The following is a 14,165-nucleotide window of genomic DNA, read 5'->3' on the forward strand; positions in this document are numbered from 1 at the left end:
GTCAGTTGACGAAGACCGTGACGCCGTCCTCGCCGGCGTGCCCGGGCTCCAGCTCCTTTGCCTCGTGGGTCAGCGCCGTACGCCGGATCCAGACGACGGCCGCACCGACGACGGCCGCGACCGCGGCGATCACGAACGGGATGTGGATGTCGCTCCACTCCTCGATCTTCGGCGCGAGGTACGGGGCGGCGGCTGCGGCGAACCAGCGGACGAAGTTGTAACCCGCGCTCGCCACCGGGCGCGGTGCGTCCGACACACCGAGCGCCAGCTCCGTGTAGACGGTGTTGTTCATGCCGATGAAGGCGCCGGAGACGATCGTGCAGACGATGGCGGCGGTGTGGTTGCCGTATCCCAGGATCACGAGATCGACGGCGAGCAGCACCAGCGAGGCGCCGAGTACCTTCAGCGACCCGAAGCGCTTCTGCAGCCGCGGGGCGACGAGCACCGAGAAGACCGCGAGCAGCAGACCCCAGGCGAAGAAGACCGCGCCCGACTTGTACGGCGTCATGTTCAGTACGAACGGCGTGAATGCCAGGATCGTGAAGAACGCGTAGTTGTAGAAGAACGCCGAGGCGGCGACGGAGGCCAGGCCGCCGTGGCCGAGCGCCTTGACGGGGTCGAGCAGCGAGGTCTTCCTCGCGGGCCTGGGCTGTTCCTTGAGGAACGCCGTGATGCAGATGAAGCCGATCGCCATCAGCGCGGCCGTGCCGAAGAACGGGTAGCGCCAGCTGGCGTCACCGAGCAGGGCGCCGAGCAGCGGTCCGCACGCCATGCCGAGGCCGAGCGCCGACTCGTAGAGAAGGATCGCCGCCGCGCTGCCGCCGGCCGCCGCACCGACGATCACGGCGAGCGAGGTCGATACGAAGAGCGCGTTGCCCAGCCCCCAGCCGGCCCGGAAGCCGACGAGTTCGGCGACGGACGACGAGGTTCCGGAGAGCGCGGCGAAGACGACGACGAGCGCGAGGCCGGTCAGAAGCGTCTTGCGGCCACCGATCCGGCTGGACACGAAGCCGGTGACCAGCATCGCCACGGCGGTGATCAGGAAGTACGAGGTGAAGAGCAGCGACACCTGGCTGGGCGTCGCCTCCAGGCCCTTGGCGATGGACGGGAGAATCGGGTCCACCAGGCCGATTCCCATGAATGCGACAACAGAGGCGCCCGCCGTGGCCCAGACGGCCTTCGGCTGGTGCAGGATGCTGCCGGCTCCCTGATCGAACGGATCCTCTCCCTGCATGGATCTTCTCGCTCTCCACTAGATCGTTGCGTTATGCACAGAATAAGTTAGAGGAACTAATGAGTGCAAGCTACATCTAATTCTGCTGGTGGGAGCCACGCTGCGGACGGGTGATCGTCCTTGACGCGGCGAAGGTCCTGGAGGACCGTTGGTCGCTATGAGGGGCGAACCCAGTTGCCCGAAGTGCGGAGGCCGGGTCAGGGCGCCCGGTCTCTTCGCCGACACCTGGCAGTGCGCAGTGCATGGCAGTGTGCAGCCGCTGCAGCCGGTCGTCCCGCCCAGCGTCGAGGCGCTGAGTGTGGTGGTGCAGCGCGCTCAGGTTCCGGTGTGGATGCCCTGGCCGCTGCCGGTGGGCTGGCTGTTCACCGGTGTGGCGAGCGCGGGTGACGACCGCAGTGGCGGTCGTGCCACCGTCGTCGCCTGTTCCGGCCCCGGTCCCGTCGGTGGCATCGGCGAGCTGCTGCTCGTCACCGAGGAGCTCGGTGTCGGACTCGGAGCGCGCTTCGCCGGGATCGACGGCCTCGACCCCGGCCTCCATCTGGACGTCGACGGTCCGCCGGACGTCAAGATGCTCGCCGCCGGACGCCCCACCCCGCTGTGGCACGTCAAGGGCGCCCCCGAGGACCGGGCGGTCTTCGCGGGTGAGGCGCGCGGGCTCTGGCTCTGGGCGATCGTCTGGCCCGAGCAGTCGGGGCTCCTGATGTACGACGAGCTGGTGCTCGCCGATCTGCGCGAGGCCGGCGGTGAGATGGACCTCGTACCGTGCGGGGCGCTCACGCCGCGCCTGCTCAACTGAGACGGGTGGAAGGTAAGGAGCCCCGCGACGCCGCCCCCATGGTCCGGTCGGCCTGAGGCCGGCGGACCGGCTCCAGCGCCTCGGGTGCCCGCAGGGCCTTCGGGCCCGGCCGGGCATCACTCGAATGCCGGTTATCCTAGAACGTCCCCTTGTCCGGCCCCGAGTACTGGAGTATGCGTCGTGCGAATCGACCTGCACACCCACTCCACCGCGTCGGACGGCACGGACACCCCCGCCGAGCTGGTGCGCAACGCGGCCGCCGCGGGCCTCGACATCGTCGCCCTCACCGACCATGACACCGTGCGCGGTCACACCGAGGCGATTGCCGCCCTTCCGGAGGGGCTCACCCTCGTCACCGGCGCCGAGCTCTCCTGCAGGACCGATGGTGTGAGCCTGCACATACTGGCGTATCTCTTCGACCCCGATGAGCCCCAGCTGGCACGTGAACGCGAGCTGGTGCGGGACGACCGGGTGCCGCGCGCCCGGACCATGGTGGGCAAGCTCCAGGCGCTCGGCGTGCCGATCGAGTGGGAGCAGGTCGCGAGGATCGCCGGGGACGGATCGGTCGGCAGGCCGCACATAGCCACCGCGCTAGTCGAGCTCGGCGTCGTCGAAACCGTCTCCGACGCCTTCACGCCCCAATGGCTTGCCAACGGCGGACGCGCGTACGCCGAGAAACACGAACTCGACCCCTTCGAGGCGATCCGGCTGGTCAAGGCCGCCGGTGGCGTCACCGTCTTCGCCCACCCGCTCGCCGTCAAGCGCGGCGCGGTGGTGCCCGAGTCGTCGATCGCGCGGCTCGCCGCCGCAGGCCTCGACGGCATCGAGGTCGACCACATGGACCACGACGAGCCGACCAGGGCCAAGCTGCGCGGGCTCGCCCGGGAGCTGGGGCTGCTGACGACCGGGTCCAGCGACTACCACGGCAGCCGCAAGACCGTCGGACTCGGCGAGTGCACCACCGACCCCGAGATCTACGGCGAGATCACCCGGCGCGCCACGGGAGCCTTCCCGGTGCCGGGCGCCGGTGGACTCCGCCCCGCGTAGCGACGCACGCTTCGTCGCCGGGGCGTGAAGCCCTTCGCCGCACTGTTGGGCGGCCCGACGCGTAGTCCCACTTCTGCTTTCCGCTTCTGCGCACCTGGCCACCAGGCCGCTGTCATGGCCTCGCCGGTGCGCCCTTTCAGGCCGTTTCTCGCTCTCTTCTCGCAAGGCTCACTGTGTTCGACGTCGCTGTCTTCGGATCCCTTTTTCTCACGCTTTTTGTGATTATGGATCCCCCCGGGATCACCCCCATCTTTCTCGCCCTCACCGCCGGCCGCCCCGCCAAGATGCAGCGCAGGATGGCGCTGCAGGCGGTGGCCGTCGCCTTCGGTGTGATCGCCGTCTTCGGTGTGCTCGGCCAGCAGATCCTCGACTATCTGCATGTCTCCGTACCGGCCCTGATGATCGCGGGTGGACTTCTTCTGCTGCTGATCGCGCTCGATCTGCTGACCGGCAAGACCGACGAGCCGACGCAGACCAAGGACGTCAATGTGGCGCTCGTACCGCTGGGAATGCCGCTGCTCGCCGGTCCCGGTGCGATCGTGTCGGTGATCCTCGCGGTGCAGCACGCCGACAGCGTGGGAAGCCAGATCTCGGTCTGGTCGGCGATCATCGTCATGCACATCGTGCTCTGGCTGACCATGCGCTACTCGCTGCTGATCATCCGGGTCATCAAGGACGGCGGTGTCGTGCTGGTGACCAGGCTTGCCGGAATGATGCTCTCCGCCATCGCTGTGCAGCAGATCATCAACGGGGTCACCCAGGTCATCCAGAACTCCTGACGGCCCCCACGGACACCACAGCGCCCCCGTACAGACCTTCCGTACGGGGGCGCTTCGTCTTTGAGCGTCGTTATGCGTTACGAAGCCGAGCTTTCGGCCGGGCGGATATAGATGCGCTGGCCCATGGCTGCGGCCTGCTGCACGATCCGGTTGACGGAGGCGGCGTCCACGACGGTGCTGTCCACGGCGGTACCGTCGACATCGTCGAGTCGCATGATCTCGAAGCGCACAAGGCTTCCCTTCGTCTGATCCTCCTGCTGGAGAACTACTGGGAGGACGGGTGGCCCGTCCGCAAGGATGAGAGCGCCCGACACCGATGTCTTGGCGCTCCACGAGATGTACAACGGCTTGCCTCCAGCAAACATTCCCTACGCTAAGGAAATTTTTTGGATGTCTAAGTATCAGCAGGTCACCGAGCACGATCCGGCGACGAGGTCCACGACGAGGCCCGAATGAACGAGGCAGAGATCCGCGAGCGTCTGGACCGCACCAACGAGCTGCTCCAGCGCGTGCTCGCCGAGGTGTCGAAGACCCCCTCGACCCACGCGATCTTCGTGGACGCGGGCTATGTGTACGCCGCGGCCGGACTGCTCGTCACCGGCACCGAGGACCGCCGCTCCTTCGACCTCGACGCGGAAGGGCTGATCGAGGCCTTCATCGACAAGGCCCGCACGATCTTCGCGGACAGCAGACTGCTGCGCGTGTACTGGTACGACGGAGCCAGGCGACGCATTCACACCGTCGAGCAGCAGTCCATCGCCGAGCTCCCCGACGTCAAGGTCAGACTCGGCAACCTCAACGCCAACAACCAGCAGAAGGGCGTCGACTCACTCATCCGCACCGACCTCGAATCGCTCGCCCGGCACCGCGCCATCAGTGACGCGGCACTGGTCGGCGGCGACGAGGACCTGGTGTCCGCGGTCGAGGCGGCGCAGGGGTACGGGGCCCGGGTCCACCTGTGGGGCATCGAGGCGGGGGAGGGGCGCAACCAGGCCGAACCACTGCTCTGGGAGGTCGACAGCCAGCGCACCTTCGACCTGGACTTCTGCCGCCCGTACGTCACCAGACGCCCTGTCACCACGTACGAGGACGACACCCCCGCGCCCTTGCGCGAAGACGTCCGCTTCGTCGGGGCGCAGATCGCCGCGGCCTGGCTGGCCGCCCGGGGCCGCGAGTCCCTCGCTGATCTGCTGCCCGGACACCCGTACCTGCCCGGCTCCGTCGACCAGGACCTGCTCGTCGAGGCCGAACGGCTGCTGCAGCACTCGCTGCGCGGCCACGCACATCTGCGGCGGGCGCTGCGTGACGGTTTCTGGCAGCACCTGCAGGCGCAGTACTGAGTTCTGGCGTCCGTCGCCTACAGGCTGTCCCAGAAGGAGACGAGCGAGGCCGCCGTCTGCTCCGGACGGTCCGTGTTGGGGGAGTGCTCGGCGCCCGCGATCCGGGTGCGGCGCGCGCCCAGTCGCTGCGCCATCTCGTCGAGCAGCGGTACCGGCCAGGTGTCGTCGCGCTCGCCGGAGAGCACATGGAGGGGCAGAGGTACGGCGGCGAGTTCGGCCACCCGGTCCGGCTCGGTCGCCAGCTGCCGGCCGGTGGCGATCAGCTGGGCGGGCCGGTGGCGCAGCCAGCGCCGGCGCAGAGCCTCGCCGTCCGTCGCCGCGTCCTCGGGCGGGTCGAAGGCGCGCATCGCCTCCCACACCTCGGCCATGCTCAGCGTCGCGAGCGCGTCGCTGAGCATCTTCGCCTTGAGCTGCTGGGCCTCGGCGATCTGGGCGGGTCCGGACGACATGAGGGTCAGTGAACGGAACGGCGAGGCGTCGATCAGTACGGCGGCGCGGGCGATCTGCCCGCCGAGCGAGTGCCCGACCAGATGCACGGCGCCCTCGTCGCCAAGGCCGGGAGCGGCGGCCTGCGCGAGCACATCACGGGCCAACTCGTCTTGTGCGTATGTCTCCTGACGATCCGTCCCCTCGGTCTCGTACTGCCCGCGACCGTCCACGGCGACGGTTCGGTACCCGGCGGCACAGAGTGGTTCGAGGAGCGCGATGAAGTCTTCCTTGCTGCCTGTGTAACCGGGCAGCAGGAGGGCGGTGCCGCGCGGCGTGGTGCGCGGCGAGGCGTCCAGCACGGCGAAGTCTCCGCGCGCGGTGCGGAGCTGGCGGGCGTGGGCGCAGGGGGGCGGGGTGAAGGTGGGCGGCCGACTCATGGGACGAGGTTATGTCCTGGAACGCCGGACGGGCTTGAGGATGCCCTCAAGCCCGTCCGGCGAAATCAAGCTCCTCAGCGTTCGAGGAGCGGTGTCCGGGGTGGAGCCCCGGATCAATCAGCGCTTCGTGCTCAGCCCTCGGTCTTGGCGGCAGCCGCACGCGGCGCCCGCCGCCTGCGCGGCTTCGCCTCGCCCTCGGCGACCGGAGCCTGGGCCACAGTCTCCGTCTTCGGCTTGGCGGCCGCACGGGTGCGGCGCCGCGGCTTGGTCTCCGGGCTGGGCTCGGAGATCGGCGCGATCTGGAAGTCGACCTCGTCCTCGGCCGGCTTGATGACGCGGGCACGGCGACGTGGCTTGGTCACCGTCTTCGCCTCGGGCACCGGCTCGGAGATGGGCGCGATCTGGAAGTCGACCTCGTCCGCGACCGGCTTCACGACGGCGGCCCGGGTGCGGCGGCGCGGCTTGGCCTCGGTCGCGGGCTCGGCCTCGACCTCGGTCTTCGTCGCGACGGCGGCGGCCGGAGCCTCCGCCGTGGTCACAGCGGTCTCGGCCGCGATGTCCGGGGCACCGGCCCGGGTGCGGCGACGGCGGCGCGGCGTACGCGGCTCCGACGGGGCGTCGGCCACCTCGGTGGAAGGGGCCGGCACCGTGGCGGCGGTCTCCTCGACCGAGGAGCCGCCCCGCGTACGACGACGCTGACGCGGCGTACGAGGCGCACGCTCTTCACGGACGGCGGGCGCCGAAGACGCGGCGGAGGACTTGCGGCCGCGGCCGCCCGTCTCGCCGAGGTCCTCGATCTCCTCGGCCCGCAGACCCGCACGGGTCCGCTCGGTACGCGGCAGAACACCCTTGGTGCCGGCCGGGATGTCGAGCGCCTCGAAGAGGTGCGGCGAGGTGGAGTACGTCTCGACGGGGTCGTTGAACTTCAGGTCGAGCGCCTTGTTGATCAGCTGCCAGCGCGGGATGTCGTCCCAGTCGACCAGCGTGATCGCGATGCCCTTGGCACCGGCACGGCCGGTCCGGCCGATGCGGTGGAGGTACGTCTTCTCGTCCTCCGGCGACTGATAGTTGATGACGTGGGTCACACCCTCGACATCGATACCTCGGGCCGCCACGTCGGTGCAGACGAGCACGTCCACCTTGCCGTTGCGGAACGCGCGCAGCGCCTGCTCACGCGCGCCCTGGCCGAGGTCGCCGTGGACCGCGCCGGATGCGAAACCGCGCTTCTCCAACTGCTCGGCGATGTCGGCGGCCGTGCGCTTCGTACGGCAGAAGATCATCGCGAGTCCGCGGCCGTTGGCCTGCAGGATGCGGGAGACCATCTCCGGCTTGTCCATCGAGTGGGCCCGGAAGACATGCTGCGAGATGTTCGCGACGGTCGCGCCCTCACCGTCGGGCGAGGTGGCGCGGATGTGCGTCGGCTGCGACATGTAGCGCCGCGCGAGACCGATGACGGCGCCCGGCATGGTCGCCGAGAACAGCATCGTCTGCCGCTTCGGCGGAAGCATGGTGATGATCTTCTCGACGTCGGGCAGGAAGCCCAGGTCGAGCATCTCGTCGGCCTCGTCGAGCACGAGCGCGCGGACGTGCGAGAGGTCGAGCTTGCGCTGTCCGGCGAGGTCGAGCAGTCGGCCCGGGGTGCCGACGATCACATCGACGCCCTTCTTCAGGGCCTCGACCTGCGGCTCGTACGCACGGCCGCCGTAGATCGCGAGAACGCGGACGTTACGCACCTTGCCGGCGGTCAGCAGGTCGTTGGTGACCTGCTGACAGAGCTCGCGGGTAGGGACGACGACCAGCGCCTGCGGCGCCTCGGTCAGCTGCTCGGGCTCGGCCCGGCCCGCCTCGACGTCGGCGGGTACGGTGACACGCTCCAGCAGCGGCAGACCGAAACCGAGGGTCTTACCGGTGCCGGTCTTGGCCTGGCCGATGACATCGGAGCCGGAGAGCGCGACGGGGAGCGTCATCTCCTGGATGGGGAACGGGGACACAATGCCGACGGCCTCAAGGGCCTCGGCCGTCTCGGGAAGAATCCCGAGTTCTCGGAACGTAGTCAGGGTGCTGCCTCTTCTGTGAGACGCGGTCCGAGGCGAACGCTGGGGGTCGTACCGTGCCGGGGTTGGTCATCCGGCCGTGGATTGGCCGGGTGGCGCGGGACCACTGCCGTCGCTCGAGCGCTCGTGCCGCTGAGGGGGCCCCTCATCTGCGGTCGTACGTGGCGTACGCCCCGCGTGGAGGGCTGTCGGGTCGGAGCCGATCGGGCCACCGACCGGGCATCCTCATTCAATTTCGCGCCACTGAGACTTCCAAAATACTCAGTAGACGCAATACCACTGTACCCCGGATTCGCGCATCCGTGCTGGGTGCATCGCAAAGGACCCCGCTCAGCAGTGCTGGACGGGGGCTTTTCTGATGCCAAGCGCGGCGGGCTATTCTGCGCTTCGTGACTCCTCCCCGAGGGGCTTCTCACTCAACTGCGAAGCAGTCTCATGACGGACAAGCCCTGCCCGACGCATCACACGTGGCAGGAAAGTATCAGCCTCATGCGATGCTCCGCTGACATATCGGAAAGGTTGCGCCGTGGCAGAGAGCGAGCACACGGGTATCGCCGCGCAGGACTGGGTCACCGCATCCGTGGAGCCGCAGTACCGAGCAGCGGTGGTGGACCTGCTGGGAGCACTTGCGTACGGGGAGCTGGCGGCCTTCGAGCGGCTCGCCGAGGACGCCAAACTCGCGCCGACGCTGGCCGACAAGGCCGAGCTGGCAAAGATGGCCTCCGCCGAATTCCATCACTTCGAGCGGCTGACGGACCGGCTGACCGCGATCGAGGTGGAGCCGACGGGCGCGATGGAGCCGTTCGCCAAGGCGCTCGACGACTTCCATCGCCAGACCGCGCCGTCGGACTGGCTGGAGGGCCTGGTCAAGGCCTACGTCGGCGATTCGATCGCCAGTGACTTCTACCGCGAGGTCGCCGCCCGGCTCGACTCGGACACCCGCTCCCTCGTCCTCGCCGTGCTCGACGACACGGGGCACGGCAACTTCGCCGTCGAGAAGGTGCGCGCCGCGATCGAGGCCGACCCGCGTGTGGGCGGGCGGCTCGCGCTGTGGGCGCGCCGGCTGATGGGCGAGGCGCTCTCGCAGGCCCAGCGGGTGGTGGCCGACCGCGACGCACTGTCGACGATGCTCGTCGGGGGTGTGGCTGACGGGTTCGACCTTGCGGAGGTCGGGCGGATGTTCTCGCGGATCACTGAGGAGCACACCAAGCGGATGGCTGCGCTCGGGCTGGCCGCGTAGTCGGTTTCACGGCCGTCCGGCGTCCGTTCCCACGGGCGGCCGGACGGCTTCAGGCCGCCGCTGATCGGCTCAGGCGGTGGTCACGGGGGCGGACCAGCAGCGAGAGCGTCACGGCCCCGATCGGCACCGCGCCGATCACCGTGGCGACGGCGTGGCCCGGGCCCAGCACCGAGTGCATGAGAAACGCCCCGAACAGGGCCCCCAGAGCGCCGGTGGCGAAGACGGCACGGCGGGACGGGAGCCGCTGCGGCAGCGAGCGGAGCGCCACCCAGGCGAGGGCGAGTCCGAGCACGACGGAGCCGAGGAATTCCAAGATCACAGATGATCACCTCGCGAGTTGCGGGGCGGGTAAATCGGTCGTTAGCGGTACTACCCGAGGGATGCGGAACACAACCCTCCCCGGACAGGGTTCGCACCGGAATCGCCCGGCCGACGCAAACGTGGGGCGAAAAGCGGTCCGGAACGGAAAGCGGCCCGGTGGGGAATTCCCACCGGACCGCTGCCACCGTCACTGCGTCCAGCGCTGCGACCGGAAAGGTTCACCGGCTCGCGGCGCCCGGCCCGGCACCTCGCCGCGTTGTCGCATCCCCCGAGTACGTCCAGTACGAGGGCGATCCTCCGCCTTGCGATGCACCGCACCGGACGCCGCGAGCTTCCCGGCAAACCTTTCCGGCCACAGCACTGGCGTGCTGCCTACAGCGCGCCGAACCCCACGCGGCGCGTGCTGGGCTCGCCGATCTCCACGTACGCGATCCGGTCGGCCGGCACCAGGACCTTGCGGCCCTTCTCGTCCGTGAGGCTGAGCAGCTGCGCCTTACCGGTGAGAGCCTCGGCGACCGTGCTCTCGACCTCTTCGGCGGAAAGCCCGCTCTCCAGAACGATCTCCCGGGGCGCGTGCTGCACCCCGATCTTGACCTCCACGGCTATGTCCCTCCGACGGTCAGTCCCTGCGCGGTGAATCGCGCCGTACGCAGCACACATTAGCCCGCTGGGGGGAGCCGCCAGCGGTCGGTGGGCAACGCCCGCAGCGAACACGGACGCCGGCCGCACCCGGCGGCTTCCGTCAGTGCTGATCGATGCCGTGCAGCGGGAAGCCCGCGATGCCCCGCCAGGCCAGCGAAGTGAGCAGCTGCACCGCCGTGTCCCGCGGAATGGCGGACTGGCTGGAGAGCCAGTAGCGGGCGACCACCTGGGAGACACCTCCCAGACCGACCGCCAGCAGCATGGACTCGTCCTTGGACAGTCCCGTGTCACCGGCGATGACGTCGGAGATGGCCTCCGCGCACTGCAGCGAGACCCGGTCGACGCGCTCGCGCACCGCGGGCTCATTGGTCAGGTCCGACTCGAAGACCAGCCGGAAGGCGCCGCCCTCGTCCTCGACGTACGCGAAGTACGCGTCCATCGTCGCGGCGACGCGCAGCTTGTTGTCGGTCGTCGACGCCAGCGCCGTACGGACCGCCTGGAGCAGCGACTCGCAGTGCTGGTCGAGCAGGGCCAGATAGAGCTCCAGCTTGCCCGGGAAGTGCTGATAGAGCACCGGCTTGCTGACCCCGGCCCGCTCGGCGATGTCGTCCATCGCGGCGGAGTGGTAGCCCTGCGCCACAAATACTTCCTGCGCGGCGCCCAGCAGCTGATTGCGTCGGGCGCGGCGAGGCAGTCGAGTGCCCCGCGGGCGCGCCGCCTCGGTCTGCTCGATGGCTGTCACGCCGCCTCCCAAATTTGTGATCGGACACAGCCTTTCCGTGCACGCTGCGCCATACAGCCATCGTACTTTTGAGTAACCCGGGTGTGCGCGGCGCGGACGCAGAATTTCACGGACCGGACGGCTGCGGTAGCCAGGGGTTCGTCGACCCATCGGGCAAACCGGGATGTATCAGCGATAATCATCTTCATCCTGTGTGACAACGCGAGCCTGCTCCGCCGCATCCGCCTCATTGGCGCTGTTTCGGTCGATGTCCGTGAGCGGTTCGTCCTGCCGCTGCTGGAGATCGGCCCGCTGCTCGGCGGCGTCCGCCCGGGGCGTCTCCTGGTCCGGTTCGTCCGGCTGGATGTTCTCGAAGGTCTCAGGGTCACTGGGGTCGACCGTCATGGTGACTCCCTTCCTTGCTTCGAGCCTAGGAGCTAGCCCTGCAAGCCGCTATGCGATCTGTGACCGCGAACACATGAACCGCAGTGTGATCGTCTCGTAACATTGCCGCATGTCTTCGACCGAGCTGCCGGGAGTCCGCTCCGCCACCGCGGTGGCCCCCAAGGTGAGCACCGTCAGGGTCGCGGAGGGGGAGGAACTGAACTCCGTCGCGCTGCCCGGACTGACGCTGACCGTCCGATCCCGGCCGCCGGGGCGGACCGGGCTGCCGCCTGCCCTCTATGTGCACGGGCTCGGCGGCTCCTCGCAGAACTGGTCGGCGCTGATGCCGCTGCTCCACGACCTGGTGGACGGCGAGGCGGTCGACCTGCCCGGTTTCGGCGACTCGCCGCCGCCGGACGACGGCAACTACTCGGTCACCGGGCATGCCCGTGCCGTGATCCGGCTCCTCGACGCGCAGGAGCGCGGGCCCGTCCATCTGTTCGGCAATTCGCTCGGCGGCGCCGTGGCCACCCGGGTTGCCGCGGTCCGCCCCGACCTGGTGAGCACCCTCACTCTCATCTCGCCCGCGCTCCCCGAGATCAGGGTGCAGTGGCCCGCCGTACCGACCGGACTGCTCGCCGTTCCGGGCGTCGCGACCCTGTTCGCCCGGATGACCAGGGACTGGACCGCGGAAGAGCGCACGCGCGGCGTCATGGCACTCTGTTACGGCGATCCGGCGCGCGTCTCCGAGTCGGGCTTCCGTGAAGCGGTGGCCGAAATGGAGCGTCGGCTGGAGCTGCCGTACTTCTGGGACGCGATGGCGCGCTCGGCGCGTGGCATTGTCGATGCGTACACGTTGGGCGGGCAGCACGGACTGTGGCGCCAGGCCGAGCGGGTGCTCGCACCGACCCAGCTCGTGTACGGCGGACGGGACCAGCTGGTCTCGTACCGGATGGCACGCAGGGCGTCCGCGGCCTTCCGCGATTCGCGGCTGCTGACACTGCCCGACGCGGGGCACGTGGCGATGATGGAGTACCCGGAGGCGGTCGCCCAGGCGTTCCGGGAACTGCTCGACGAACGCGGCGGGAGCTGATCCGGGGCGTGGGACGACATAGTCGAAAGGGCCCCGAACCCGCAGGGGCCGATGTCGAGGCCGCCGTCGCGAACGCGGGCGGCGATCGCGAGGGCATACGTCCGGGGCCCGGCAGCGGGCGGCGCCGGAGGTCGGCCGACACGCCGGCCGGTGGGGACGGGCACATCCCGTTCCGGGAGACCGGCCAGGTCCGTGGCGGCCACCCCGAACAGCGTGAACCCGGCGGCGGCTGGGGGACCGGGGCGCAGCAGACAGTGCCCCGGCGTCAGCAGCAGACCGGTACCCGGCCGCCGGTACCGGGACCGCGGCGCGAGTTCGTCGAGGCGTTCGAAACGCCATCCGCTCCGCCCGCACCCCGTGGGCCTTCCGCCCCACCGGCCCCGCCGGCCGATCCGTACGGCTCGGGCGGCGAGCGGGACGAGCAGCCGCCGAGCGGGGATGCCGACGCGCCGACGCCCGCCAAGGACGGCAAGGGCGCCAAGGGCCGCACCTTCACCGGTATCGCGGCTGCCGCGGTGACCACCGTCCTCGCGGTGGTCGTGGCCGGACAGGTCGCCCACGACGACGGCGGGGCCAGTGCCGCGCAGCGCTCGGGCGTAGACCGGAACGGCACCGACGGCGCCTCCCGCTCGGACGGCCGGCCGGCCCCGAAGGTGGCGCAGGTCAAGCCCCTCTCGTACGCGGAGAAGATGACCAAGGCGTATCCGCTCTCCCCGGAACTCCAGGGGTCCGGAAAGTTCGAGGCGGTTCCGGGGACGGCGAAGGCCCCTGGCAGGGGGCACAAGTACCGCTACCGGATCGATGTCGAGAAGGGCCTCGGGCTCGACGCGTCACTCTTTGCCCGGGCCGTCCAGGAGACGCTCAACGACGACCGCAGCTGGGCGCACGACGGCGCCATGACGTTCGAGCGGACCTCCTCCGACGACCCCGATTTCGTGATCACTCTGGCCAGTCCCGGGACCACCGGGGACTGGTGCCGGAAGTCGGGTCTGGACACGACCGAGGACAACGTCTCGTGCGACTCCGCGGCGACCGAACGCGTGATGATCAACGCCTACCGCTGGGCGCAGGGGTCGTCGACGTTCGGCCCGGACGAACTCTCCGTCTACCGCCAGATGCTGATCAACCATGAGGTCGGTCACCGGCTGGGCCACGACCATGCGAGTTGTGACACGCCGGGAGCCCTTGCTCCGGTGATGCAGCAGCAGACCAAGTCCCTGAACATCGACGGGATCAAGTGCCGGCCCAATGCCTGGGTGTATCCGGGCAGTTGAATCGAGACGGGCCGGGCCGGGGGTATGCCGGGCCGGCTCGTCGATCGAGCCGGGAAACTCCACCGCCATCCGCAGGTCGCTGCGTCCATCCAAGCCCTGGCTTCCGGGAAGCGCGAGGGGGCCGGATCGTCGAGGAGGGCGAGGTGGAGCAGGTGTACGGAGGCCCCGTGACCCGTACACCAAGCAACTCCTGGCCGCCGTTCCCATGCTCGGTCCGGCGCTCGCGGCGGTGCGCCGCGCAGCCCGCAAGGAGCCGGCCACGGCCTGACCTTGTGTGATCGATCGCCCCCATAGCGCGACAGAACGCTACTGGGGCGGGAAAGTTACGACGGTTCACCCCTTTCGGTGGTGCGACGGACAACAGTCCGTCGCAC

General features: G+C 69.5%; 15 protein-coding genes and 1 pseudogene. 8 read left to right on the forward strand and 8 right to left on the reverse strand.

The features are described from left to right. Position 1: 1 nt before the first annotated feature. Positions 2-1,234: an MFS transporter gene (locus ABTZ94_RS17310; RefSeq protein WP_351201906.1), complete on the reverse strand. Its 1,233-nt coding sequence runs from the start codon at positions 1,232-1,234 to the stop codon at positions 2-4. Between the two features lie 157 nt (positions 1,235-1,391). Here ABTZ94_RS17310 and ABTZ94_RS17315 point away from each other — a divergent pair, with 157 nt between their 5' ends. The 3 genes from ABTZ94_RS17315 to ABTZ94_RS17325 all read left to right on the forward strand — a co-directional run bounded on the left by ABTZ94_RS17315 (position 1,392) and on the right by ABTZ94_RS17325 (position 3,856). Next, positions 1,392-2,030 carry a DUF6758 family protein gene (locus ABTZ94_RS17315; protein WP_351201907.1) on the forward strand — a complete coding sequence of 213 codons (639 nt, stop codon included), beginning with the start codon at positions 1,392-1,394 and terminating at the stop codon, positions 2,028-2,030. 180 nt (positions 2,031-2,210) lie between these two features. After that, on the forward strand, positions 2,211-3,077 hold the full coding sequence (locus ABTZ94_RS17320) for a PHP domain-containing protein (RefSeq protein WP_351201908.1): 867 nt from the start codon (positions 2,211-2,213) through the stop codon (positions 3,075-3,077). 173 nt (positions 3,078-3,250) lie between these two features. Beyond that, positions 3,251-3,856, forward strand: coding sequence for a MarC family protein (locus ABTZ94_RS17325; RefSeq protein WP_351201909.1), 606 nt, complete (start codon positions 3,251-3,253; stop codon positions 3,854-3,856). A gap of 77 nt (positions 3,857-3,933) precedes the next feature. On the opposite strand, the gene ABTZ94_RS17330 is transcribed toward ABTZ94_RS17325, so the two are convergent. Beyond that, the gene (locus tag ABTZ94_RS17330) at positions 3,934-4,086 is read right to left on the reverse strand and encodes a DUF8834 family protein (protein ID WP_015611185.1); all 153 of its coding nucleotides are present in this window, start codon (positions 4,084-4,086) and stop codon (positions 3,934-3,936) included. 222 nt (positions 4,087-4,308) lie between these two features. Here ABTZ94_RS17330 and ABTZ94_RS17335 point away from each other — a divergent pair, with 222 nt between their 5' ends. Beyond that, on the forward strand, positions 4,309-5,196 hold the full coding sequence (locus tag ABTZ94_RS17335; protein WP_351201910.1) for an NYN domain-containing protein: 888 nt from the start codon (positions 4,309-4,311) through the stop codon (positions 5,194-5,196). Positions 5,197-5,213: 17 nt separating this feature from the next. Here ABTZ94_RS17335 and ABTZ94_RS17340 read toward each other — a convergent pair whose 3' ends face one another. Beyond that, a complete protein-coding gene (locus tag ABTZ94_RS17340; RefSeq protein ID WP_351201911.1) occupies positions 5,214-6,062 on the reverse strand; it encodes an alpha/beta fold hydrolase in 849 nt (282 codons plus the stop codon). A 131-nt stretch (positions 6,063-6,193) separates the two neighbouring features. Next, the gene (locus tag ABTZ94_RS17345) at positions 6,194-8,029 is read right to left on the reverse strand and encodes a DEAD/DEAH box helicase (protein WP_351201912.1); all 1,836 of its coding nucleotides are present in this window, start codon (positions 8,027-8,029) and stop codon (positions 6,194-6,196) included. Between the two features lie 589 nt (positions 8,030-8,618). Here ABTZ94_RS17345 and ABTZ94_RS17350 point away from each other — a divergent pair. Further along, entirely contained in the window at positions 8,619-9,356 is a 738-nt protein-coding gene (locus tag ABTZ94_RS17350; RefSeq protein WP_502967262.1) for a ferritin-like fold-containing protein, read from the forward strand. A 49-nt stretch (positions 9,357-9,405) separates the two neighbouring features. Here the strand turns inward: ABTZ94_RS17350 and ABTZ94_RS17355 are convergent, their stop codons facing one another. The 4 genes from ABTZ94_RS17355 to ABTZ94_RS17370 all read right to left on the reverse strand — a co-directional run bounded on the left by ABTZ94_RS17355 (position 9,406) and on the right by ABTZ94_RS17370 (position 11,445). After that, positions 9,406-9,675, reverse strand: coding sequence for a hypothetical protein (locus ABTZ94_RS17355; RefSeq protein ID WP_351201914.1), 270 nt, complete (start codon positions 9,673-9,675; stop codon positions 9,406-9,408). 374 nt (positions 9,676-10,049) lie between these two features. Continuing rightward, positions 10,050-10,277, reverse strand: a complete 228-nt coding sequence (locus ABTZ94_RS17360) for a DUF3107 domain-containing protein (RefSeq protein WP_351201915.1) — start codon at positions 10,275-10,277, stop codon at positions 10,050-10,052. A 142-nt stretch (positions 10,278-10,419) separates the two neighbouring features. Beyond that, positions 10,420-11,061 carry a TetR/AcrR family transcriptional regulator gene (locus ABTZ94_RS17365; protein WP_030915445.1) on the reverse strand — a complete coding sequence of 214 codons (642 nt, stop codon included), beginning with the start codon at positions 11,059-11,061 and terminating at the stop codon, positions 10,420-10,422. 168 nt (positions 11,062-11,229) lie between these two features. Beyond that, positions 11,230-11,445, reverse strand: coding sequence for a hypothetical protein (locus ABTZ94_RS17370; RefSeq protein WP_351201916.1), 216 nt, complete (start codon positions 11,443-11,445; stop codon positions 11,230-11,232). A gap of 109 nt (positions 11,446-11,554) precedes the next feature. Between ABTZ94_RS17370 and ABTZ94_RS17375 the strand changes: the two genes are divergently transcribed. The 3 genes and pseudogenes from ABTZ94_RS17375 to ABTZ94_RS37885 form a co-directional block, all read left to right on the forward strand. Beyond that, on the forward strand, positions 11,555-12,517 hold the full coding sequence (locus ABTZ94_RS17375) for an alpha/beta fold hydrolase (RefSeq protein ID WP_351201917.1): 963 nt from the start codon (positions 11,555-11,557) through the stop codon (positions 12,515-12,517). A gap of 8 nt (positions 12,518-12,525) precedes the next feature. Continuing rightward, a complete protein-coding gene (locus ABTZ94_RS17380; protein ID WP_351201918.1) occupies positions 12,526-13,791 on the forward strand; it encodes a DUF3152 domain-containing protein in 1,266 nt (421 codons plus the stop codon). 113 nt (positions 13,792-13,904) lie between these two features. Then, a pseudogene (locus ABTZ94_RS37885) lies at positions 13,905-14,059 on the forward strand (ABC transporter ATP-binding protein); the annotation flags it as partial. Between the last annotated feature and the right edge of the window lie 106 nt (positions 14,060-14,165).

This window comes from Streptomyces sp. NPDC002785 (assembly GCF_040295565.1).
In the GTDB taxonomy this organism is placed as follows: domain Bacteria; phylum Actinomycetota; class Actinomycetes; order Streptomycetales; family Streptomycetaceae; genus Streptomyces.

Bases quoted from the DNA above. Each gene is read 5' to 3' on its own strand.
- ABTZ94_RS17310 (WP_351201906.1), bottom strand. From the start codon at position 1,234: ATGCAGGGAGAGGATCCGTTCGATCAGGGAGCCGGCAGCATCCTGCAC.
- ABTZ94_RS17315 (WP_351201907.1), top strand. From the start codon at position 1,392: ATGAGGGGCGAACCCAGTTGCCCGAAGTGCGGAGGCCGGGTCAGGGCG.
- ABTZ94_RS17335 (WP_351201910.1), top strand. From the start codon at position 4,309: ATGAACGAGGCAGAGATCCGCGAGCGTCTGGACCGCACCAACGAGCTG.
- ABTZ94_RS17340 (WP_351201911.1), bottom strand. From the start codon at position 6,062: ATGAGTCGGCCGCCCACCTTCACCCCGCCCCCCTGCGCCCACGCCCGC.
- ABTZ94_RS17345 (WP_351201912.1), bottom strand. From the start codon at position 8,029: ATGACGCTCCCCGTCGCGCTCTCCGGCTCCGATGTCATCGGCCAGGCC.
- ABTZ94_RS17370 (WP_351201916.1), bottom strand. From the start codon at position 11,445: ATGACGGTCGACCCCAGTGACCCTGAGACCTTCGAGAACATCCAGCCG.
- ABTZ94_RS17375 (WP_351201917.1), top strand. From the start codon at position 11,555: ATGTCTTCGACCGAGCTGCCGGGAGTCCGCTCCGCCACCGCGGTGGCC.